The following is a 20,075-nucleotide window of genomic DNA, read 5'->3' on the forward strand; positions in this document are numbered from 1 at the left end:
TCAGGACGCGACGCCCTCGGTGAGCCGTCGCCGGACGTCCTCCCGCAGCCGGAACTTCTGGATCTTGCCGCTGGCCGTCCGGGGCATCTCGGTGACGACCTCCAGCCGCTCGGGCAGCTTCTGGTTGGCGATGCGCCGCCCGCGCAGGAACGCCACCAGGTCGGCCAGCTCGACGGCGGCGTCGTCCTCGGGGACGACGTAGGCGCAGATCCGCTCCACGAGCACCGGGTCGGGCATTCCGACGACCGCGACCTCGCGCACCGCAGGATGCTCGAAGAGCAGGTCCTCGACCTCCTTCGCCGAGATGTTCTCCCCGCCCCGGATGATGATGTCCTTGCGGCGGCCGGTGATCTGCACGTAGCCCTCCGCATCGAGCACGGCCAGGTCACCCGTGGCGAACCAGCCCTCCGCGTCGAAGGCCTCCTCGTCGAGCCCCGCGTCGAGGTACCCGACGAACAGCTCCGGCCCGCGGACGAACAGTTCGCCGGCGACACCGGGGGCGACCGGGCGCCCGTCGAGGCCGAGCACCTTCGCCTCGGCCGCCCCGATCCGCCTGCCGTCCGTGGTGGCGCGCTTCTCCACCGGGTCGGCGGCGTTGCCGGCGGACAGCGTGGGGAACTCGGTCGACCCGTAGGCGCGCGCGGCCATGCACCCCAGTTCCCTGGTGGCGTGCCGGATCAGCTCGGGGGGCACGTCCGCCCCGCCGCACGCGAACGTGGTGAAGGAGCCGAGGTCGAATCGGGGGCGATCCGGGTGGTGCAGGATGCCGTGCAGGAACGGGGTCGCGGCGACCGTGAAGCTGCACCGGTGCCGCTCCAGCAGCTCCAGCGCCCGCCCTGGCTCCCAGACGTCCTGCAGGACGACGTGCGTGCCGAGCATGAACGGCAACTGCAGCGCGTAGAGCACCCCGGTGATGTGTGCGACCGGTGACGGCATGAACACCACGTCGTGGCCGCCGAGGCCGAACAGCTCGATGATGCTGCGGTTCTCGTAGTCCAGGGTGTTGTGCGTGTGCAGTGCGCCCTTCGGGTCCGCCGTCGTCCCGGAGGTGTAGAGCAGCACCGTCACGTCGTTGGCGCCGCGCTCGGCGGCGGGTGGTCCGTCGCTCCCGGCGGCGAGCAGCTCCGCGAACGGGAGCGCGCCCGCCGGTGCCTGCCCGCCGACCACGACGACGTCGCGCAGCGCGGGCAGCTCGTCGCGGAGCTGGACCAGCATCGCCGCGTGGTCGAACCCGCGGAACACGCTCGGCCCGATGACGATCTTCGCTCCCGACTGGCGCAGGATGAACTCCATCTCGCGGTGCCGGTAGATCGGGATGATCGGGTTGCTGACCGCGCCGATCCGGATCGCGCCGTGGTGCACGGCGAACGCCTCGACCCAGTTCGGCAGCTGCCAGGCCACGACGTCGCCGCGGTCGATGCCCCTGGCCCGCAGCGCGGACGCGGTCCGGTTCACCAGCGCGTCCAGCTCGGCGTAGCTGACGCTGCGATCGCGATCGACGACCGCCAGGCGCGCGCCGTCGGCGCGGGCGTGCGCGGCGAGGTGGGAGTCGGTGAGCGTGTCCCGCCACAGCCCGCGGTCGGTGAAGTGCGCGACGAGCTCCGGGGGGAGCCGGGCCGGGGTGATCATGCGGTCTCGACCCCCAGGCGCCGGGCGCCGATCAGGCCGGCGAGCTCACGCTCGTCGCCGTACCAGCTGCGCAGGGCCAGCGCCCGGCGCAGGTACCAGTGCAGGTCGTACTCGGTGGTGAACCCGATGCCGCCGTGCACCTGCAGCCCGTCCTCGCAGACCTGCCGCGCGCTCTGCGCGGCGCACGCCTTGACCGTGAGACCGGTGAGCTCGAGCGCCGCCGCATCCTGCCCGGCGGCATCGGCCGTCGCCGCCTCGCACAGCGCGTCCAGGGACAGCGAGAGCTGCGCCATCGTGGCCAGGATGTGCTTGAGCGCCTGGAAGCTGCCGACCGGACGGCCGAACTGTTCGCGCTGTCCGGCGTAGGCGACGGAGTCGGCCAGCACCCGGCGGGCGATCCCGGCCAGCTCGCAGGCGGTGAGGATCCGGAGCCAGGCCCGGACCCCGGCCAGCAGCTCGAACGCGGCCGGTCCGGTGGCCATGACCTCGCCGGCGGCCACCGGCCGCTCGGCCACGGCGACCCGCGCGTACCGGGCGCAGGGGTCGGCGCCGGCCCGCTCGTCGACCCGCAGCTCCGGATCCCCGGCGGGGAGCACCACGACCGCAGGCTCGCCGGGCCCGGCGTCGGCGGCCAGGACGATCACGTCGGCCTGCGCCCCGAACCGGACCAGCTCGACCACGCCGGACAGGGTGCCCCCGCACAGCTGCAGGCCACCCACGTCGGCGGCCCAGTCGACGGTGACCGCCGGGTCGGCGAGCGCGGGCAGCCGCGCGCCGGCCAGCGCCCCCGGCAGCAGCGCGGGCAGCACGAGCTGCTCGACCAGTGGCCCCGGTACCAGCCGTTCCCCGACCAGGCCGGCCAGACCTCCCAGCTCCGCCGGCGACACGCCCAGGCCGCCGTCGTCGGGGTCGGCGGTCAGCTCGGCCCAGCCCAGCGCGGCCAGCTCGGCGTGCAGGCCCTCGTCCCAACCGCCCGCGGCCAGGATCGCGCGGTGCCGCTCGGGAGGCAGCGCCCTGTCCAGGAACGCGGCGACCGACGACACCAGGTCGTCCCCGCCCTGCCGCTCAGCCACGGGGCAGCCCCAGCAGTCGCTCGGCGACGATGTTGCGCTGGATCTGCGAGGTGCCGCCGTAGATGGAGGCGGCCCGTGAGTAGTAGTGGTCGTGCACCCAGCGGCCCGCGTCGAGACCGAGCGGGCGGGACTGCGGCACCACCCGGAACGGACCCAGCAGCTCGGCGATCGCGCGGCAGACCACCTGCTCGGCGTCGTTGAGCACGAGCTTGTCCACCGAGTCGAGCGGGCCGGCGCCGGACTCGTCGAGCATCCGGGTCAGCGTGCGGCGGGTCTGCGCCTCCAGCACGCGCAATGCGACGTGCGCCCGCCCGATCTCCTCCAGCACGCGGGGATGGGAGCGCCGCGCCGGCGGCGCGGTCCGCAGCTGCGCGACGGCGTCGGCCAGCCCGGCCTCGAGCTCCACCCGGCGGCGCATCGTGTAGCTGCCGCGCTCCCGGCCGAGCGTGTCGAGCGCGATCCGCCAGCCGCCGTCGACCTCGCCGAGCACGTTCGCCCGCGGCACCCGGACGTGGTCGAGGAAGACCTCGTTGAACTCCGCGTCGCCGGTCATCTGGGTGATCGGCCGCACTGTGATGCCGGGCGAGGCCATGTCGACCAGCAGGTAGGAGATCCCCTCGTGCTTGCGCGCGGTCGGGTTCGTGCGGCACAGCAGAGCGCACCAGGCCGCCTCGTGCGCCCAGCTGGTCCACACCTTCGCACCCGTCACCACGAACTCGTCCCCATCGGGCTCGGCCCTGGTGCTGAGCGACGCCAGGTCCGAGCCCGCGCCCGGCTCGGAGAAGCCCTGGCACCAGATGTCCGCGCCGGAGAGCAGCCGTGGCAGGAACCGCTCGCGCTGCACGTCGGTGCCGAAGGCGTGGATCGAGGGGCCGACCACGTCGAGGCCGATCAGCCCGATCGGGGCCGGGGCGTGCGCGCGGACCAGCTCGTCGACGAAGGCGAACTGGTGCTGTGCGGTGAGCCCCTGCCCGCCGAACCGCCGCGGCCAGGCGATGCCCATGAAGCCCGCGTCGTAGAGGGTGCGCTGCCAGCGACGGTGCACCGCGAACCGCTCGTCGAGGCCCAGCGGGGTGCCGGGGACCTCCGCCTCGGCCAGCCAGGCTCTGGCCCTCTCCCGGAACGCCGCGACCTCCTCGACGGCCACCCTCACGACCCCGTGTACTGCGGTGGGCGGCGCTCGAAGAAGGCGTTGACGGCCTCCTTCGCGTCGGCGTGGGCGGACAGCTCCCCGGTCAGGCCCTGCTCGTACTCGTAGCCGCCCTTGAGGTCGGCGTACTCGATGGCGTTGAGGCTCTGCTTGGCGTAGCGCAGCGCGATCGGGCTGTGCCGGGTCATCCGGGCGGCCAGCGCGTAGGCCTCGTCGAGCAGCCGCTCCCGCGGCACCACCGTGAGCACGCCTCCGTACCGCACGAACTCCTCGGCGGCCAGCGGCTCGCCGGTGAAGTGCAGCAGCCGCACCAGCGGCTGCGGGAGCAGCCGGGACAGGTGCTTGGCGCCGCCCATCACCCCGACGTTGATCTCGGGGGTGCCGAGCTTCGCACCCTCGGCGGCGACGATCAGGTCGCAGGACGCGGCGAGCGCGAGCCCGGTGCCGACCGCGACGCCGTGCACCGCGGCGATCACCGGCAGCGGTGCGTCGTAGATGGCCCAGAACGCCTCCCGGACCAGCCGCATCCGGTCGGGGGCGTTGCCGGGGTCCATGGTCTGGAACTCCTCGAGGTCGTTGCCCCCGCAGAAGTGCCGGCCCTGCCCGGTCAGGACGAGGACCCTGGCGGCGGGCAGGTGCACGTCGAGGTGCGCGAAGAACTCGCGGATCTCGGCGTACATCTGCTGGTTCACCGCGTTCACCGGAGGCCGGTCCAGCCAGACCGTCCCCACGTGCCCGTCGGCGGACCAGCGCAGGAACTCGAACTCACCCATCGCCCGCCCCTACCGGCCGTCGAACGGCGCGGTGTTGAGCAGCCTGCGGCGCACGGCGCTGTTGAGCGGGCCCTCCCGCTCGCTGTCGGCCTTGACCCGTTGCCACTCGGGATCGCCCATGAAGCCCGCCCAGCCGTCCTGCATCTGCTGGTAGGACTCCCAGCGCACGGCGTACACGACCTCACCGATGCTGTTCTCGCCGAACTCGGTGTGCGAGATGAACGCGATGTCGAAGCCGTGCTTCTCGAACAGCCCCAGCGTGTGGTCGGTGAACCGGGCGATCAGGGCCTGCAGCCTGCCCGGAACGACCGTGTACTCCCTCAGCTCGTACAGCACGTGGCTCCCTCTGGTGTCAGCCGCTCAGACAACGGCCGTCGATGCCCAAGATCCTGATCTTGCGGTAGAGCGTGGAGCGAGCGATGCCGAGCAGCTCGGCCGCGGCCTGCTTGTTGCCGCCGCTGTCGTCGAGCGCGTTGAGCAGCGCCTCCCGCTCGACCCGCTGCAGCGACGTCAACCGGTGCTTGATCGGCGCGGCGCGGTACTCCGGTGGCAGGTGCTCGATCGCGATGTCCCGCCGGGCCGAACGCAGCAGCGCGCTGCTGAGCACCGCGCGCAGCTCCCGCACGTTGCCCGGCCACACCTGGCCCATGAAGTTCTGCAGCGTGGCCGGTTCCAGCCGGGGGGGCGGCGAGCGGTCCGCGAGATCGCGGACGAGCACCCGCGCGATGTCGGCGACGTCCTCGGCCCGCTGACGCAACGGCGGCAGCTGCAACCGCGCCGGGAAGCAGTCCCGCAACCGGGTCATCCCGTCGTCGCTGTCCGCCAGGCGAGCAGTGGCGATCACCCGCACCATCCGCCCGTCGACGCGCTCGACCAGGCCGACCGCGCGCGAGGCCAGCTCGACGGGCAGCTCGTCGATCTGGCGCAGCACCAGCGTCCCCTGGACGGTCAGGCCCGCCCGCAGGCGTTCGAACCAGGCCCGTGGATCGTCCCGGCACTGCCCGGTCTCGAGAACCGTGACGGAGCCGGTCGCCCCGTCCCGCTCGTGCAGGTGGCGGGCCAGGAAGGCCTTGCCGGTGCCCGGTTCGCCGGAGATCAGGATCGGCCGCCGGGCCTGCGCCACGGCCGCGAGCTCGCGCCGGACCCGCTCGGCCGCGGCGCTGCGGCCGGGGACCGGGCTGTCGTCGCTCGGCCCGGCCGGGCGGTGCGGCCGCACGGTACGACCGGCGCAGCGCAGGGTGGCCGAGTGCGGCCGCATCTCGATCAGGATCCCGGCCACGACCTCCTCCTCCCGCACGGTCGTGCACCGCGCCTGCACGACGACGTCACCGGCCAGCCGCAGCTCGCCGCAGTACTCGTCGCGGGCAGCGAGCACCCGCGAGGCCCAGTCCCACAGGAACGGCTGGTCGGCCGGGCTGACGAGCGGCCCGGCGAGGGTGTTGCTGATGAGCAGGTCGCGATTGAGGCAGACCACGGCTGCCGCGGAGCGGCGGGTGGTCTGCAGGAATCGGTCCAGCAGCAGCCGCTCCTGCCGTGTGGTGTCGTCGCCGAGGCGGGCCTCGATCCGCGCCGCGGCCTCCTCGACCAGGGGCAGCATCAACACGCTGCCGTCCTCGGTCCGGCACGCGAGGGCGAGGGCGCCCTTGATCACGCCGCTCACCGGGTGCCGCACCGGGACCGCGCGTGCACTGAACAGCCGCAGGTTCTCCCGGTAGTGCTCGCCGCCGGCCACCACGAACGGGCGCCGCTCCTCGACCGCGCACCCGACCGCGTTCGTGCCGATGGCCTCCTCCGCCAGCCGGGAACCGGGGACGATGAGCAGCCTGTCGCACCAGTCCCGAACGTCCTCCCGGCCGGCCCGGCGCACGACGACCCGCGCTTCGGCGTCGGCCAGGATGATCACCAACGGCTCCCCCTCGAGCCGCTGCGCCAACCGCTGGATCACCGGCTCGGCCGCCCGCAGGAGCCGACTGGGACGATCGCTACCGGGCCCACGGGCAACGTCGACACCGTCGCGCTCGACCCCGTTGCGGGCCGACCGCTCCCAGGACAAGGCGATCTCGGGTCGGAGCCCGGTGGGCCGCTGAGCACCGACCAGGTCGGAGTGGAGCGGCTCGTGCAGATCCGGGCCGGGCTGGAGGGCAAGGTTCACGTTCAGCCACCTCGCTGTGATGGAATCCGTCTCGGGCCGTGTCCTTCCGGGCGCCGTCCGCCCGCGCCCTGTCGCACTGCCGCCGCTCCGGCCCGGTCAGGAGCCGGAAACGGCCGTACTTCCCCGTTGCATGCTTGCATGTCTGCGGTTGATGAACAGCAATCTCTCAGGGTGTGACGAAGTCTGTCAAGAAGTGTTCCCGTTACCGGAACGCGCCGCCTCGGGGTGCTCCGTTCGCCGCCCGCGAGCCGCCCGAAACGCCGGCGAAGTCGACGTTCCCGCAGTTCAGAACCCTGGCCGAAATCCGCCTCCGGTCACCCCTTCCCACCCCGGCATCTCCCCGGCGAACCTTGACAGCAGTCCGAGCACCACTCATATGATGCGCATGATCAGCAGTTATACCTCTCGCCTGACCATCGGCTCTCGACATGAGGGGCTCCAGATGACGACACCGGAGGCGACGATCGCCGAGGTTCGCACGGACGTCCGACGGTTCCTGGCCGAGGAGCTGGCTGCGGCCTCCTTCCGACCGACGTGCGACTCCTGGATCCAGGGCCACTCGGTGGCGTTCAGCCGGAAGCTGGGTGACCGCGGCTGGCTCGGGATGACCTGGCCGCAGCGCTACGGGGGCGGGGGGCACTCGGCGCGCGAGCGGTTCACCGTGATCGAGGAGCTGCTCGCCGCGGGAGCGCCGGTCGCCGCGCACTGGATCGCCGACCGCCAGACCGGGCCGCTGCTGCTGCGCGCAGGCACCGAGCAGCAGAAGCGGACGTTCCTGCCGGCCATCGCGCGGGGCAGGCTGTTCATCGCCGCCGGTATGAGCGAGCCCGACAGCGGTTCGGACCTCGCATCGGTCCGGACCCGCGCCGTCCCCACCGCGACCGGCTGGCGCGTGAGCGGGCGCAAGGTGTGGACCAGCCACGCCCACCGGAGCCACTACCTGCTCGCGCTCGTCCGCACCGCGGCACCGGACGGCGACCGCCACGCCGGGCTCAGCCAGATGCTGATCAAGCTCGACTCCCCCGGTGTGGCGGTGCGGCCGATCGAGGTGATGACCGGCGAGTCGCATTTCACCGAGGTCACCCTCGACGACGTCGACGTGCCGAACGGGATGGTCGTCGGCAGGGTCGGGGACGGGTGGCGTGGCGTGATGTCGGAGCTGGCGCATGAGCGCAGCGGCCCGGAGCGCTACCTCAGCACGTTTCCGCTGCTCGCCGAGCTGGTGTCCGGCGGGACGGTGGACGGCGAGACCGCGCTGGCCGACATCGGCTCGGCGACCGCCCGGCTCTGGGCCCTGCGCAGCCTGTCGCTGCGCGTGCAGGATCTCCTCGAGCGGGGCAGCCCGACCGACACCGCGGCCGCGCTGGTGAAGGACCTCGGCACCCGCCTGGAGGGCGACATCATCAACATCACCCGGCGGGCGTCCCAGCGCGGACCGGGCCGCGCCGACCATGGCGCGCTGCCCGGACTGTTGCGCGCGGCCCAGCTCGCCGCGCCGTCGTTCACGCTGCGCGGCGGGACGAACGAGATCCTCCGCGGACTGGTCGCGCGCGGACTGGGGGCCCGAGATGCCTGAGATGCCGGGAACCGTCGAGGGGGACGAGCGGGATCTGCTCCGGGCGACCGTGGCGAGGCTGCTGACCGACCGGGCGCCCTCCGCCCGCGCCGATGCGGCCCGGCAGGGGTGGAGCCCCGGCCTGTGGGCGCTCCTGGAGGAGGCCGGGCTCACCCTCGTCTCCGTTCCGGAATCGGCGGGCGGCTCCGGGGGCGACGTGAGCGACCTCGCCGTCGTGGCCCAGGCCTGCGGCTACCAGGCGGCCCCGGTGCCGCTGGTGGAGACCGCACTGCTGGCCGGTTGGGCGCTCGCGGCGGCCGGGCTCGCGGTGCCGCCCGGCCCGCTCACCGTCGTGCCGTCCGCCGCCGCCGCATCCGCCACGCTGGCGCCCGACGGTCCCGGCCTCCGCGTCCACGGCCGGCTCTGCGGCGTCCCGTGGGCGCGGGCCGCCCGGCAGGTCCTCCTCCTCACCGCGGCGCCGGGGGATCCGGGCCGGGTCGTGCTCGCGGCGGTCGACCCGCGCGACTGTGCCGTCGAACCCGGCACGAACCTCGCCGCCGAGCCGCGCGACACCCTCGTGCTGCCCGCCGGCGGCGTCGCGTGCACGCCGCTGCCCGCCGACGGCCCGGACCCGTCCGCGGCGGTGCTGCGGGGGGCGCTGGGCCGGGCCCTGCTGATGGTCGGGTCGCTGCGCCGGGTGCTCGACCTGACCGTGGGGTACGCGCGTGAGCGCGAGCAGTTCGGCCGTCCGATCGGCCGGTTCCAGGCCGTCCAGCAGCAGATCGCCGCGCTCGCGGGCGCCGTCGAGCAGGCGCAGGCCATGACCGACCTGGCCGTGGCCGTCCTCGACGATGGCGGCTGCGCAGCCGAGGCCGTGATGGCGGCGAAGATCTGTGCGGGGCAGGCCGCGTCCGTCGCGATCGCCGTCGGGCACCAGGTACACGGCGCGATCGGCTTCACCACCGAGCACGAGCTTCACCTGCACACGCGCAGGCTCATGGCGTGGCGCGACGAGTACGGCGCCGAGTCCGAATGGGCGGCCGAGCTGGGCGCGCGGGTCACGAGCGCCGGCCCCGACGGGCTGTGGGACCTGCTGACCGGCCGGTCGGCCGCGGTGGCCGCCCGATGACGGCCGTTCCGCCGCCCGCGCCTCCCGGCTTCCTGACCGGGGTGCGGGTGCTCGACCTGAGTGCGTACCTGCCCGGTCCCTTCTGCACCCAGATCCTGGCCGACCTCGGCGCTACGGTGATCAAGATCGAGGGTCCGGGCGGGGACGCGGGGCGGCAGCTGCCCGGTGCCCTGCACGAGGCGGCGAACCGCAACAAGCGCAGCGTCGTCCTCGACCTGAAGACCGACCGGGGGCAGGCGCTGGGGCGCGGGCTCGCCGCCGGGGCCGACGTGCTGGTGGAAGGCTTCCGCCCCGGCGTGGCGGACCGGCTCGGCATGTCCTACTCGGCGCTGCGCGCGGTGAACCCGTCGATCGTCTACTGCTCGGTCTCCGGGTTCGGGCAGACCGGTCCGCTGCGCGATGTCCCCGGCCACGACGTCACCTACCTTGCGGCCAGCGGGCTGCTGTCCTTCCCCGGCGGCTGGGGTGACAGCGCACCGCCCCGGCCGGGGGTACCGGTGAGCGACCTGGCGGCGTCCACCTACGCGGCCATCGCGATCCTGGCCGCGCTGTACCGGCGCCGGGGCACGGGCGAAGGTACCCACCTCGACCTGGCGATCGCCGACGCGGCCCTGTCCTTCGCCAGTACCAGGGCCGACCAGCGCCTGGACGACCGCGGCCCGAGCAGCACGCACCTGCACCCGTCGAACGACCTGTTCGAAGCCGCCGACGGCGTGCGGATCGCGATCGGCGCCGTCGAGGAGCACTTCTGGGAGCGGCTCGCCGCGCTGCTCGCCGAGGAGGTCCCGGCGCTCACCGATCCCCGCTTCGGCTCCGCGGAGGGGCGGCGCGCGCACGGCGACGACCTCGTCGCGCTGCTGCGCCGCGCGGTGCGCGCCCGTCCGGCCGTCGACTGGCTGGCCGCGTTCGCCGCGGCCGACGTCCCGGCACACCGGGTGCTGTCCGTGGGTGAGGCCAGCCGCTCCGCGCACGTGCGGGCGCGCGGGGTCGTCGCGGACAGCGACCGCGGGCGCCACGTCCTGTTCCCCGTGCTGCGCGACGGCGCCGTCATGGGCACCATGCGCAGCCCGGCGCCCGCGCTGGGCGCACACACCGAGCAGGTGCTGGCCGACGTGGCAGCCGGGAAGGAACCGTGGATCCTGTGACGGCGCCGCACGCAGGTCCCCTCGACGGGATCACGGTCGTCGACCTCACCTCGACGTTCATGGGTCCCTACTGCACGTTGCTGCTGGCCCAGATGGGTGCCGAGGTGGTCAAGGTCGAGACGCCCACCGGGGACGTGGTCCGCTACATCGGCGACGATCGCGGCGCCGGGATGGGCCCGGTGTTCCTCAACGCGAACCAGGGCAAGCGCAGCGTCGCGCTGGATCTGAAGGCCCCGGCCGGCCGTGAGGTGCTGCTGCGTCTCGTGGCCACCGCCGACGTCGTCGTGCACAACGTGCGCCCGGAGGCAGCACGCCGGCTGGGCATCGGCTACGACGAGATCGCCGCGGTGAACCCCGCGGTGGTCTACTGCGCGCTCCGCGGCTACGGCAGGGAGGGCCCGTACCGGGACCGGGCCGCCTACGACGACGTGATCCAGGCGAGCTGCGGGCTGGCTGCGGTGCAGGGCACGGCGGACGAGCCCGCGTACGTGCGTACGCCGGTGGCCGACAAGACGGTGGGGCTGCTCGCGCTCAGCGCGATCAGCGCGGCGCTCTTCGCCAGGGGACGCACCGGCCGTGGCCAGGAGATCGAGGTCCCGATGCTCGAGTCGATGGTCACCTTCACGCTGCTGGACCAGCAGGGCGGCTACGTCTTCGATCCGCCCCGCGGCGCGGCCGGCTACGCCCGGACGGCCTCGCCGTACCGCAAGCCGTACCGGACCGCCGACGGCTACCTGAGCGTCATGGTCTACACCGACGCGCAGTGGCGCACGTTCTTCGCGTTGATCGGACGGCCCGACCTGGCGGCCGAACCGCGGTACCGGACGATCACCGAGCGGACCCGCAACATCGACGAGCTCTACCAGCTGGTCGAGAAGGAGCTGCTGGCCCGGCCGAGTGCCGAGTGGCTCGCCGTGCTGAGCGGGGCGGAGATCCCGGCGGCGCCGGTGCATTCGGTGCCCGACCTCTTCACCGACGAGCACCTGGATGCGGTCGGGCTCTTCGAGCAGGTCGAGCACCCCACCGAGGGCCCGCTGCGGCTGGCCCGGTTCCCGATCTCGTTCGACGGGACGCATCCGGACCGGCCGCGCCCGGCGCCACGGTTGGGCCAGCACGGCGGCGAGGTGCTCGCCGAGCTCGGGTACGGCCCGGAGGAGATCGCCATGCTCGCCGAGGCGGGCGTCGTCGTCGTGGAGAAGGAGAACCGGTCATGACCGAGGTCCGCTGGGAGATCAGTGACGGGATCGCCGTCGTCACCCTTGCCGCACCGGAGCGCCGCAACGCGCTGACCGTCGAGATGGCCCGCGAGATGGAGGCCGCATTCGACGAGATCGACGCCCGCGACGACGTCGGTGCGGCCGTGGTGCGCGGGTCCGGTGGATCGTTCTGCGCCGGCGCGCACCTCGGGGTGCTGGGCGAGGCCGCCCGGGACCCGCTGGACGACGACGCGCAGCGCGACATCGACGCCCTCTACGGCTCGTTCCTGCGCGTCGGTCGGTGCCGGACGGCGACGATCGCCGCGGTGCGCGGGGCCGCGGTCGGCGCGGGGCTCAACCTCGCCCTGGCCACCGATCTGCGCATCGTCGCCCGCGACGCGCGCCTGATCTCGGGCTTCCTGCGCATCGGGGTGCATCCTGGCGGCGGGCACTTCACGCTGCTCAGCCGGGCGGCGGGACGGGACGCCGCTGCCGCGGTCGGGCTGTTCGGCCACGAGATCGACGGCGAGCGGGCTGCCGCCCTCGGGCTCGCGTGGCAGGCGGTCGACGACGCCGATGTCGAGGCGACGGCGCTGCAGGTCGCCGCCCGGTTGGGCAAGGACCCGGCGCTGGCCCGGCGGATGACCGCCTCCTTCCGTCGCGAGGCCGGGCCGCCCGCGACGTCGTGGGACGTGGGGCTCGAGATCGAGCGCGGACCGCAGATGTGGTCGTTCCGCAGGCGGGCGAAGGCGTCCGCGACCTGACACGGAGGTGCACCATGACCGGATTCGTGGACTGCGACGTGCACAACGCGGTCCCCGACCTGGCGGCGTTGTTCCCCTTCCTCGCCGACCGCTGGGTGGACTACTGCGTGGAGAGCGGCGTCGACGGTTTCGATCCCGCCTTCTACCCGGCGGGGATGCCGCTGTCGGCCCGGCCCGAGGCGCGCCGTGGCGACGGCCTGCCGGGGTCCGACCCGGACACGGTGCGCGCCCACGTCCTCGACGGCCCCGGCGCCGGGCACGCCGTCCTCAACTGCCTCTACGCAGTGCAGGCCCTGCACAACGCCGACTGGTCGACGGCGCTGGCCGGCGCCCTCAACGACTGGCAGGCCGCGACCTGGCTGGCCGCCGACCCGCGCTTCCGGGCCTCCGTCGTGGTCTCGCCGCACGATCCGCGTGCGGCGGCGGAGGAGGTCGACCGGAGGGCGGGCACCCCTGGCTTCGTCCAGGTCCTGCTGCTCGCCTCGACCCAGGTGCCGCTGGGTCAGCGGGCGCACTGGCCGATCTACGCCGCCGCCGAAGCGGCGGGGATGGCCGTCGCGATCCATCCCGGGGTGGCCGGGGCCAACGCGCTCTCGCCGGTCGGCTGGTCCTCGCACTACATCGAGGACTACGCCGGCGCGGCGCTGACCCTGCAGTCGCAGCTGACCAGCCTCGTGTCCGAGGGCGTCTTCGCGGCGCACCAGGGGCTGCGGGTGGTGCTGCTCGAGAGTGGCGTGACGTGGCTGCCCTCGCTGATGTGGCGCTTCGACAAGAACTGGAAGGCGCTGCGCCGGGAGGTGCCGTGGGTGGACCGGCCGCCCTCGCAGCTCATCCGGGAGCACGTCCTGCTCACCGTGGCCCCCTTCGACGGTCCGTCCGACCCGGCCCCGGAGTGGATCGACCGGTTCCTGACGCAGATCGGGTCCGCCGAGATGCTCCTGCACGCGAGCGACTACCCGCACTGGCACCACGGCGACGGGCAGGGCACGCTGCTGGGGCACCTGTCCCCCGCCGAGCGGGCACAGGTGCTGCACGGCAACGCGGCCCGCCTCTACGGGCTGCCCGAGGAGGCCGCCTCATGCGCACCAACGGGTTGATCGACTGCGACGTGCACAACGCGGTGTCCTCGGACGCCGCGCTGCTGCCCTATCTGCCGGCCCGCTGGCGCCGGCACCTCGAGCTGGTCGGATCGCGGACGTTCTCGCCGTTCGCCAAGGGCTACGCCTATCCCAAGGCCGCGCGGTTCGCCAGCCGGCACGACGCCTGGCCACCGTCGGGCGGCCTGCCCGGCTCGGACCTCGACTTCATGCGTGCGCAGCTGCTGGACGCCTACGGCGTGGACTACGCGGTGCTGAACTGCCTCTACCGGGCATCCGAGCAGCGCTACGACGCCTACGGGGCGGCGCTGGCCACGGCGGTCAACGACTGGCAGGTCGAGCACTGGCTGGAGCGCGACCCCCGTCTCCGGGCCTCGATCACGGTGCCGTTCGAGTCCCCCGGCCTCGCCGCCGCGGAGATCGACCGGGCCGCCACGCACCCCGGGTTCGTTCAGGTGCTGCTGTTCCCGCGCACCCAGCAGCCGCTGGGCAAGCGGCACTACTGGCCGATCTACGAGGCGGCCACGCGGGCCGGGTTGCCGGTGGGGATCCACGCGGCGTCCACCACCCCAGGGCCCGTCACAGCGGCGGGCTGGCCGTCCTACTACATCGAGGACCACACGTCGCTGGCCGTCGCCTTCCAGGCCCAGGTGATCAGCCTGATCATGGAGGGGGTTTTCGACCGGTTCCCCGACCTGCGCGTCGTCCTCATGGAGGGCGGCTTCGCCTGGGTGCCGGCGCTGGGCCACCGGCTCGACGCTCTGCACCACCGGCTGCGCGACGAGGTGCCCGACCTCGAACACCCGCCCTCGCACTACCTGCGCGACCGGATCCGGATCACCACCCAGCCGATGGAGGAGCCCGAGCGTCCCGCCGACCTCGTCCCGCTGATCCGCGACATCGGCCAGGACGTCCTGATGTTCTCCACCGACTATCCGCACTGGGACTTCGACAACCCGCACCGCGCGTTCCAGACCAGGGTGCCGGCCGACCTGCACCAGCGGATCATGTTCGACAACGCCAACGCCCAGTACCGGTTCGCCCCGTGACGGCCAGGGCGTACGTGGTGGCGACCGCGACGGAGATCCCACCGGGCGGCCGCAAGATCGTCGATGTCGCCGGCCGGTCGGTCGGGGTGTTCAACGTCGGCGGCCGCTACTTCGCCCTGCGCAACGCCTGCCCGCACGCCGGCGGTCCGCTGTGCGAGGGCGTGCTCTCCGGCTTCGTCAGCTCGTCCGCGCCGGGTCGGTACACCTACGAGCGGCGCGGCGAGTTCCTCCGCTGCCCCTGGCACCAGTGGGAGTTCGACATCCGCACCGGGCGGTCGTGGGTGGACCCGGTGCGGGCCCGCGTGCGCAGCTACCAGGTGGGCGTCGAGCCCGGCGCGGACCTGCTGGCCTGCGGCGCCGAACCGGCCGGCCGGGCGCGGGGCCCGTACTCGGCCGAGACCTACCCGGTGACCAGGGACGGCGAGTTCGTCGTGGTGCACGTCTGATCGCCGATGTCCGGCGATCGGACACTCGTTCGGGTCGGATCGAGTTAGTGTCACGAAGGGCTTCGAGCTCGTTCCGCGGCACGTGGCCGTGTCGATTCCGGGCGCGCTCGACCTCGTCCTCCGAATGACCCGATATACCGATCTGGAGGCTCTGCGTGAAGATCTCATGCGCGTTCGCCACCTCGCTGGACAGCCACGAGCACGCCCGAATCGCGGAAACGTTGGGCTACGAGCGGGCATTCTTCTACGACTCACCCGCGCTCTATCCCGACGTCTGGGTCCAGCTCTGCCGGGCCGCGGATCGCACGGAGCGGATCGTGCTCGGGCCCGGCGTGCTGATCCCGAGCCTGCGGCACCCGATGGTGACGGCCTCCGCGATCGGAACCCTGGCCTCGGTGGCCGGCCCGGACCGCACGATGGTCGGCGTCGGCTCCGGGTTCACCGGGCGGCTCTCCATGGGTAAGCGGCCCATTCCCTGGGCGAAGGTCAAGGAGTACGTGCTCATCGTGCAGGCTCTGCTGCGCGGCGAGGAGGTGGAGTGGGACGGCGGCATCATGACGATGCTGGCGCCGAACGACCGCTACGCCCCGGCCCGGCCGATCGAGGTCTCCTGGGTGGTCGCCGCCAACGGGCCGAAGGGCTACGGGGTCACCCGCGATCTCGGCGCCGAGGTGCTCACCATCCTGGTCCCGAACCCGGACTTCGCCTCGAGCGTCATCCTGGACTTCGGGACGGTGCTGGACGAGGGCGAGGACCCCGGGTCGCAGCGGGTGGTCGACGCCGCCGGCCACGGCCTGAGCGTCGTACTGCACTGGGCGGTCGAGCACGGCGCGATCGACGAGCTGATGCCGGAGCGGGGCCGCGAGTGGGCTGCGGCCTACGACGACGTGCCGCCCGAGAAGCGCCACCTGGCCCTGCACGACCGGCACCTGGTCGCCGTGAACGAGCGCGACAGGCCGTTCGTCACCGGCGACCTGCTGGTCAAGGGCGGGTTGGCGCTGTCGGCGTCCCAGTGGCGCGACAAGCTCGCCAAGCTGGAAGCGGGCGGATGCACCGAGATCGCCTACCAGCCGGCCGGCCCGGACATCCCGCACGAGCTCGAGGCCTTCGCCGCCGCCGTCCACGCTTGATCGCCTGCGCGCCCAGTGAGGACCTGAATGGTCAAGACCTGGATCTTCGACATCTTCAACTACCCGCACGACCCGCGGCCCGAGATGTTCGACCCGGCGAAGTGCGCGGAGCTGTACGACTGGCACCTCGAGTCGTGGCTGCGCGCCGACGAGCAGGCGTTCGACGGCATCTTCTTCAGCGAACACCACTTCACCGCCTACAACGTGAGTCCGTCCCCCAACCTCCTGGTGGCGACGGTGGCGAGGCTGACGAAGCGGGTCCGCCTGGGCGTCATGGCCAACATCGTCCCGTTCCACGACCCGCGCCCGGCTCGCCGAGGAAGCCGCGATGCTCGACTACCTCACCGGCGGGCGCCTCGAGGTCGGATTGGGTCGCGGCGTCGACGAGCAGGAGTTCCTGCGCTCGAGGCGCACATCGCCGCGGCGTTGGACGCGCACGCCGATCAGGCGGTGTTCACCAGCCTGCCCCGCTCCGGGACCGTCCGCGCCGCGACCCTGCTCGCCGAGATCGGCGACGTCCGCGCCCGGTTTCCCACCGACGACGCCCTCGCCGCCGCGGCCGGCATCGCCCCCTCCACCCGCGCCTCAGGACGGGCCCACTACGTCACCTTCCGCCGCGGCTGCAACCACCGCCTGCGCCAGGCTGTCGTCGACTTCGCCGACGGCAGCCGCGCCGCCCACCCCTGGGCCCAGGACACCTACACCCGAGCCCGAGGTCGCGGCCTCAACCACGCCCACGCCGTCCGGGTCCTGGCCCGCGCCTGGCTGCGGATCATCTGGCGCTGCTGGAACGACCACACCCCCTACGACCAGGCCCGACACCTCGCCGCGGTCGCCGCACGCCACCCACAGACCGGCACCCCCAAGCCCGCACCCATGGCGTCCTGACCAGGGCTGGCTCGTTCCCGACAGCGGCCAGCCCCAGCCGCCCGCAGGTGGTGTCCAGGCTGGCCGAAGGCCACCCGAAGGGCCCCGGCCTTGACACCACCGAGGACGGCGGACACTCGAAGCGCCGGAAAACGACCCACCGAGATTGACATGGGGTTGTCCAGGGCAGCCCGCCAGGGCTGTCACGCAGTGACGCGCAGCGCAGCTGAGCGCCCTTGACCGGGAGACAGGCCGTGCGAAGCCCACTGGTCCACCCTTAGCCGGTGTCGGCGGTCGCCATGGCCGCCGATGCACCCGAGGTGCCACCGGTCACCGCCCTGTTAAGCCGACGCGCACGCCGACGTCCGCCCTTAGAAGTGCGGGACCTGGTGGTCACCTGGGTCGCGCGGACCGTCGACAAGGGCTGAGCGCCAACAACGAGCGCCGAACAGTGAGCGATGCGGGAGCCGCGACCCAGATCCCCGGCCGGCGGGTGCGACCTCGAGCACCGGAGGACGACATGCCGCACTCCCCCACCACCGACCACCCCTCGGAGCCAGCGACAGCGCTGCCGGCGACAGCGCTGCCGGCGACAGTGCTGCCGGAGTTCCCACCCGGCGGGCTGACCGCCGGCGTGGACTGGGCCACCGCCGATCACGCCGTCGCCGTGGTGAACGACAAGGGCACCGTCATCGAGCAGTACCTCGTCGACGCCGGCGGTGCCGGGCTCCGCGAGCTCGTCGGACGGCTGCGCCGCGCCGGTGTCGCCGAGGTCGCGATCGAACGCGGTGACGGCCAGGTCGTCGACGCCCTGCTCGCCGCCGGCCTGACCGTCGTGGTGGATCAGCCCCAACCAGGTCCATAACCTGCGCGGCCGCTACGGATCAGCCGGGGAACAAGGACGACCGGTTCGACGCCTTCGTCCTCCTCCCGCCACGCCAACCCCTGGGCCGCGCACCTCTACGCCAGCCCGACCCGGTGGGTGCGGCTGTAGCGAGCGAACGCGACCAACATCGTGGGCAGCGAGACGGCCAAGGACAGGCTGCCGGCGATGCGGATGTCAAGCCCGTAGAGCAACACGATGGTCGGGATCAGCAGCTCACCACCGGCGACGCCCATCAACGCCGCGACCACGCCGATCCCGACACCGGCCAGAACGCCGACCACGATCTGCGCCGGCCCGGCCAGGTTCGGGGACGGAATCGTGGCGAAGTGGGTGGCGAGCAGGACCGCGGCGATCACCAGCAGCAGCACGGCCAGGACCCGGTAGAGCGTGGCCGAACGCAGCCGGGTGGCCCAGGTCGCGCCGAGCCAGGCCCCAACCAGGCTCCCGGCGAGCAGGTCGAGCACCACCGCCCAGTGCGGCGCGACCTGGTCGACGGCACCGCGATCAGGCGGGCGGGTAGCGCGGCGAGGACCACGACCAGGCTAAGCGCTTTATTCAGGATCACCGCGGCGAGCGCGGCGAACCCGAACATCCCGATCAGCAACGGGAGCCGGAACTCCGCGCCACCGAGTCCGATCATGCCGCCCAGGACCCCGACACCTGCGCCGGCGAGGAACGCGGCCAGCAACCGCGCCGGTGTCTGTGGCGCCGCAGCCGCGGCGGCATCGAACAGCGGTGATGAACGGTCCGATTCCACCCCGGCCGAAACGGCCCGCCCCCCGATGTCGCTCATCCGCCCAGCGTAGGAACCCTCACGACACCGCGACCAGCGCCGCCTCCTGCAGTTCGACTGCCGGGCCGGAGACGGGGATGAGCTTCTGCAGCCCGGCGTGGCGGTCGGGGTCGTAGGCCACGCCGTCCTGCCAGCAACGCCACAACACATAGACCCAGGCCCGGGCCAGTACCCGCACCGCATGTGGGTGGTCATGGCCGCGGGGCGACGGCGGTGGGCTGTGCGCCTGTCCGAGTTCGCTACATCTCGCCACCGCAAGAACCTCGACGGCACATCCTGTGGGTCAGGAACGGCAGTGCCGAGTGAACCGGGGCAGGCGGTGTCGATCAACGACCACGACGGGAACCGGGCGCCGGCCCGGCATCCTTCAACATCCTCGGCAGCCCGCACCGCGCGGCTGCTGTGCGCGTTCGCCACGGGGCCGCGCGACCGAGGCGTGCGTGAGCTGGCCCGCACCCTCGGTCTCGGGAAGAGCACCGTCCACCGGCTGCTGCAGACGCTCACTGCCGAGGGTTTGCTCGACCGCGATCCCGCCGACGGGACCTACCGATTGAGCCTCATGATGTGCGCGCTCGGCCACGCTGCCGCCACCGACCTGCGGCTGCGAACGGCCAGCGCCCCGGTGATCGACGACCTGCGCAACCGCTGCGGCGACACCGTGCAGCTCGCCATCAGGGAGGGTGTCGACGTGTGCTACGTCGAGCGGCGAGCGAGCTACAGCGGCCTGCGCCTCGTCGACACGCTGTGGGACCTCATCCTGATTTACGACGAACTCCTCGACGGGCTCGGGCTGGACTCGGTGCCGGTCATCGGCAGCTCGTTCGGCGGGATGATGGCCTGCGAGCTCGCCGCGCTGCGGCCAGACCGGGTCAGCGACCTCGTCCTCATCGACCCATCGGGCTCTGGCGCGACGACGAACCGGTCGCGCCCTACATGATGATGTCGCAGGCCGACCTGGTCGCGACGCTGTTCAGCAACCTCGACGCGGCGCCCGTCCAGGATTTCCTCACCCTGCCCAGTGACCCGAAGGACATCGCCGTCGCCATGGCCGACTCCATCTGGGCGCTGGGGGCCACCGGGAAGTTCGTCTGGCCCATACCCGACAAAGGCCTGAAGAAGCGGCTGCACCGCATCACCGCGCGAACACTGATCCTGTGGGGCGAGGACGACAAGCTGATCTCGTCGACCTACGCGCACGACTTCCAGGTCGCCATCGCGGGCTCCCGCGTCGAGATCGTGCC

The 20,075-nt window shown here is 72.9% G+C and carries 18 protein-coding genes and 3 pseudogenes; 14 read left to right on the forward strand and 7 right to left on the reverse strand.

Going from position 1 to position 20,075, the window contains the following annotated elements; genetic code table 11:
• The 6 genes from HOP40_RS33170 to HOP40_RS33195 are packed head-to-tail and all read right to left on the reverse strand — an operon-like array spanning position 1 to position 6,528.
• A complete protein-coding gene (locus HOP40_RS33170) occupies positions 1 to 1,629 on the reverse strand; it encodes an AMP-binding protein (RefSeq protein WP_172167045.1) in 1,629 nt (542 codons plus the stop codon).
• Positions 1,626 to 2,702 carry an acyl-CoA dehydrogenase family protein gene (locus tag HOP40_RS33175; RefSeq protein ID WP_172167047.1) on the reverse strand — a complete coding sequence of 359 codons (1,077 nt, stop codon included), beginning with the start codon at positions 2,700 to 2,702 and terminating at the stop codon, positions 1,626 to 1,628. The genes HOP40_RS33170 and HOP40_RS33175 overlap by 4 nt, the downstream gene beginning before the upstream one ends.
• On the reverse strand, positions 2,695 to 3,849 hold the full coding sequence (locus HOP40_RS33180) for an acyl-CoA dehydrogenase family protein (RefSeq protein WP_205347011.1): 1,155 nt from the start codon (positions 3,847 to 3,849) through the stop codon (positions 2,695 to 2,697). The genes HOP40_RS33175 and HOP40_RS33180 overlap by 8 nt, the downstream gene beginning before the upstream one ends.
• Positions 3,850 to 3,851: 2 nt before the next feature.
• Complete coding sequence (locus HOP40_RS33185; RefSeq protein WP_172167051.1) at positions 3,852 to 4,625, reverse strand: enoyl-CoA hydratase-related protein; 774 nt, start codon at positions 4,623 to 4,625, stop codon at positions 3,852 to 3,854.
• A gap of 9 nt (positions 4,626 to 4,634) precedes the next feature.
• Complete coding sequence (locus HOP40_RS33190) at positions 4,635 to 4,961, reverse strand: NIPSNAP family protein (RefSeq protein WP_172167054.1); 327 nt, start codon at positions 4,959 to 4,961, stop codon at positions 4,635 to 4,637.
• A 16-nt stretch (positions 4,962 to 4,977) separates the two neighbouring features.
• Positions 4,978 to 6,528, reverse strand: coding sequence for a sigma-54-dependent Fis family transcriptional regulator (locus tag HOP40_RS33195; protein ID WP_172167056.1), 1,551 nt, complete (start codon positions 6,526 to 6,528; stop codon positions 4,978 to 4,980).
• 628 nt (positions 6,529 to 7,156) lie between these two features.
• Here HOP40_RS33195 and HOP40_RS33200 point away from each other — a divergent pair.
• The 13 genes and pseudogenes from HOP40_RS33200 (at position 7,157) to HOP40_RS33255 (ending at position 18,020) form a co-directional block, all read left to right on the forward strand.
• On the forward strand, positions 7,157 to 8,353 hold the full coding sequence (locus HOP40_RS33200) for an acyl-CoA dehydrogenase family protein (RefSeq protein WP_240157409.1): 1,197 nt from the start codon (positions 7,157 to 7,159) through the stop codon (positions 8,351 to 8,353).
• Between the two features lies 1 nt (position 8,354).
• Positions 8,355 to 9,461 carry an acyl-CoA dehydrogenase family protein gene (locus tag HOP40_RS33205; RefSeq protein WP_172167061.1) on the forward strand — a complete coding sequence of 369 codons (1,107 nt, stop codon included), beginning with the start codon at positions 8,355 to 8,357 and terminating at the stop codon, positions 9,459 to 9,461.
• Positions 9,458 to 10,606: a CaiB/BaiF CoA transferase family protein gene (locus HOP40_RS33210; protein ID WP_172167063.1), complete on the forward strand. Its 1,149-nt coding sequence runs from the start codon at positions 9,458 to 9,460 to the stop codon at positions 10,604 to 10,606. Before HOP40_RS33205 ends, HOP40_RS33210 begins: the two co-directional genes overlap by 4 nt.
• Complete coding sequence (locus tag HOP40_RS33215) at positions 10,603 to 11,820, forward strand: CaiB/BaiF CoA transferase family protein (RefSeq protein ID WP_205347012.1); 1,218 nt, start codon at positions 10,603 to 10,605, stop codon at positions 11,818 to 11,820. The genes HOP40_RS33210 and HOP40_RS33215 overlap by 4 nt, the downstream gene beginning before the upstream one ends.
• Positions 11,817 to 12,566 carry an enoyl-CoA hydratase-related protein gene (locus HOP40_RS33220; protein ID WP_172167065.1) on the forward strand — a complete coding sequence of 250 codons (750 nt, stop codon included), beginning with the start codon at positions 11,817 to 11,819 and terminating at the stop codon, positions 12,564 to 12,566. The genes HOP40_RS33215 and HOP40_RS33220 overlap by 4 nt, the downstream gene beginning before the upstream one ends.
• A 14-nt stretch (positions 12,567 to 12,580) precedes the next feature.
• Positions 12,581 to 13,663 carry an amidohydrolase family protein gene (locus HOP40_RS33225; RefSeq protein ID WP_172167068.1) on the forward strand — a complete coding sequence of 361 codons (1,083 nt, stop codon included), beginning with the start codon at positions 12,581 to 12,583 and terminating at the stop codon, positions 13,661 to 13,663.
• The gene (locus HOP40_RS33230) at positions 13,645 to 14,712 is read left to right on the forward strand and encodes an amidohydrolase family protein (protein WP_172167070.1); all 1,068 of its coding nucleotides are present in this window, start codon (positions 13,645 to 13,647) and stop codon (positions 14,710 to 14,712) included. Before HOP40_RS33225 ends, HOP40_RS33230 begins: the two co-directional genes overlap by 19 nt.
• Positions 14,709 to 15,158: a Rieske (2Fe-2S) protein gene (locus tag HOP40_RS33235; protein ID WP_172167072.1), complete on the forward strand. Its 450-nt coding sequence runs from the start codon at positions 14,709 to 14,711 to the stop codon at positions 15,156 to 15,158. The genes HOP40_RS33230 and HOP40_RS33235 overlap by 4 nt, the downstream gene beginning before the upstream one ends.
• A 155-nt stretch (positions 15,159 to 15,313) precedes the next feature.
• On the forward strand, positions 15,314 to 16,288 hold the full coding sequence (locus HOP40_RS33240; protein ID WP_172167074.1) for an LLM class flavin-dependent oxidoreductase: 975 nt from the start codon (positions 15,314 to 15,316) through the stop codon (positions 16,286 to 16,288).
• A gap of 84 nt (positions 16,289 to 16,372) precedes the next feature.
• Positions 16,373 to 16,531, forward strand: a pseudogene (locus HOP40_RS36665) (LLM class flavin-dependent oxidoreductase); the annotation flags it as partial.
• Positions 16,532 to 16,616: 85 nt separating this feature from the next.
• Positions 16,617 to 16,667: pseudogene (locus HOP40_RS36670) on the forward strand (hypothetical protein); the annotation flags it as partial.
• 83 nt (positions 16,668 to 16,750) lie between these two features.
• Positions 16,751 to 17,176: pseudogene (locus tag HOP40_RS36675) on the forward strand (transposase); the annotation flags it as partial.
• 499 nt (positions 17,177 to 17,675) lie between these two features.
• A complete protein-coding gene (locus HOP40_RS33255; protein ID WP_205347013.1) occupies positions 17,676 to 18,020 on the forward strand; it encodes an IS110 family transposase in 345 nt (114 codons plus the stop codon).
• Between the two features lie 95 nt (positions 18,021 to 18,115).
• On the opposite strand, the gene HOP40_RS35685 is transcribed toward HOP40_RS33255, so the two are convergent.
• A complete protein-coding gene (locus tag HOP40_RS35685; protein WP_275691324.1) occupies positions 18,116 to 18,508 on the reverse strand; it encodes a TSUP family transporter in 393 nt (130 codons plus the stop codon).
• Between the two features lie 546 nt (positions 18,509 to 19,054).
• Between HOP40_RS35685 and HOP40_RS36535 the strand changes: the two genes are divergently transcribed.
• Entirely contained in the window at positions 19,055 to 19,771 is a 717-nt protein-coding gene (locus HOP40_RS36535) for an alpha/beta fold hydrolase (protein WP_172167076.1), read from the forward strand.
• Positions 19,772 to 20,075: the final 304 nt, after the last annotated feature.

This window comes from Pseudonocardia broussonetiae, assembly GCF_013155125.1.
Classification (GTDB): Bacteria; Actinomycetota; Actinomycetes; order Mycobacteriales; family Pseudonocardiaceae; genus Pseudonocardia; species Pseudonocardia broussonetiae.

Bases quoted from the DNA above. Each gene is read 5' to 3' on its own strand.
- HOP40_RS33220 (WP_172167065.1), top strand. From the start codon at position 11,817: ATGACCGAGGTCCGCTGGGAGATCAGTGACGGGATCGCCGTCGTCACC.
- HOP40_RS33200 (WP_240157409.1), top strand. From the start codon at position 7,157: ATGCGCATGATCAGCAGTTATACCTCTCGCCTGACCATCGGCTCTCGA.
- HOP40_RS33225 (WP_172167068.1), top strand. From the start codon at position 12,581: ATGACCGGATTCGTGGACTGCGACGTGCACAACGCGGTCCCCGACCTG.
- HOP40_RS33210 (WP_172167063.1), top strand. From the start codon at position 9,458: ATGACGGCCGTTCCGCCGCCCGCGCCTCCCGGCTTCCTGACCGGGGTG.
- HOP40_RS33255 (WP_205347013.1), top strand. From the start codon at position 17,676: ATGCCGCACTCCCCCACCACCGACCACCCCTCGGAGCCAGCGACAGCG.
- HOP40_RS33170 (WP_172167045.1), bottom strand. From the start codon at position 1,629: ATGATCACCCCGGCCCGGCTCCCCCCGGAGCTCGTCGCGCACTTCACC.
- HOP40_RS33230 (WP_172167070.1), top strand. From the start codon at position 13,645: ATGCGCACCAACGGGTTGATCGACTGCGACGTGCACAACGCGGTGTCC.
- HOP40_RS33205 (WP_172167061.1), top strand. From the start codon at position 8,355: ATGCCGGGAACCGTCGAGGGGGACGAGCGGGATCTGCTCCGGGCGACC.
- HOP40_RS33185 (WP_172167051.1), bottom strand. From the start codon at position 4,625: ATGGGTGAGTTCGAGTTCCTGCGCTGGTCCGCCGACGGGCACGTGGGG.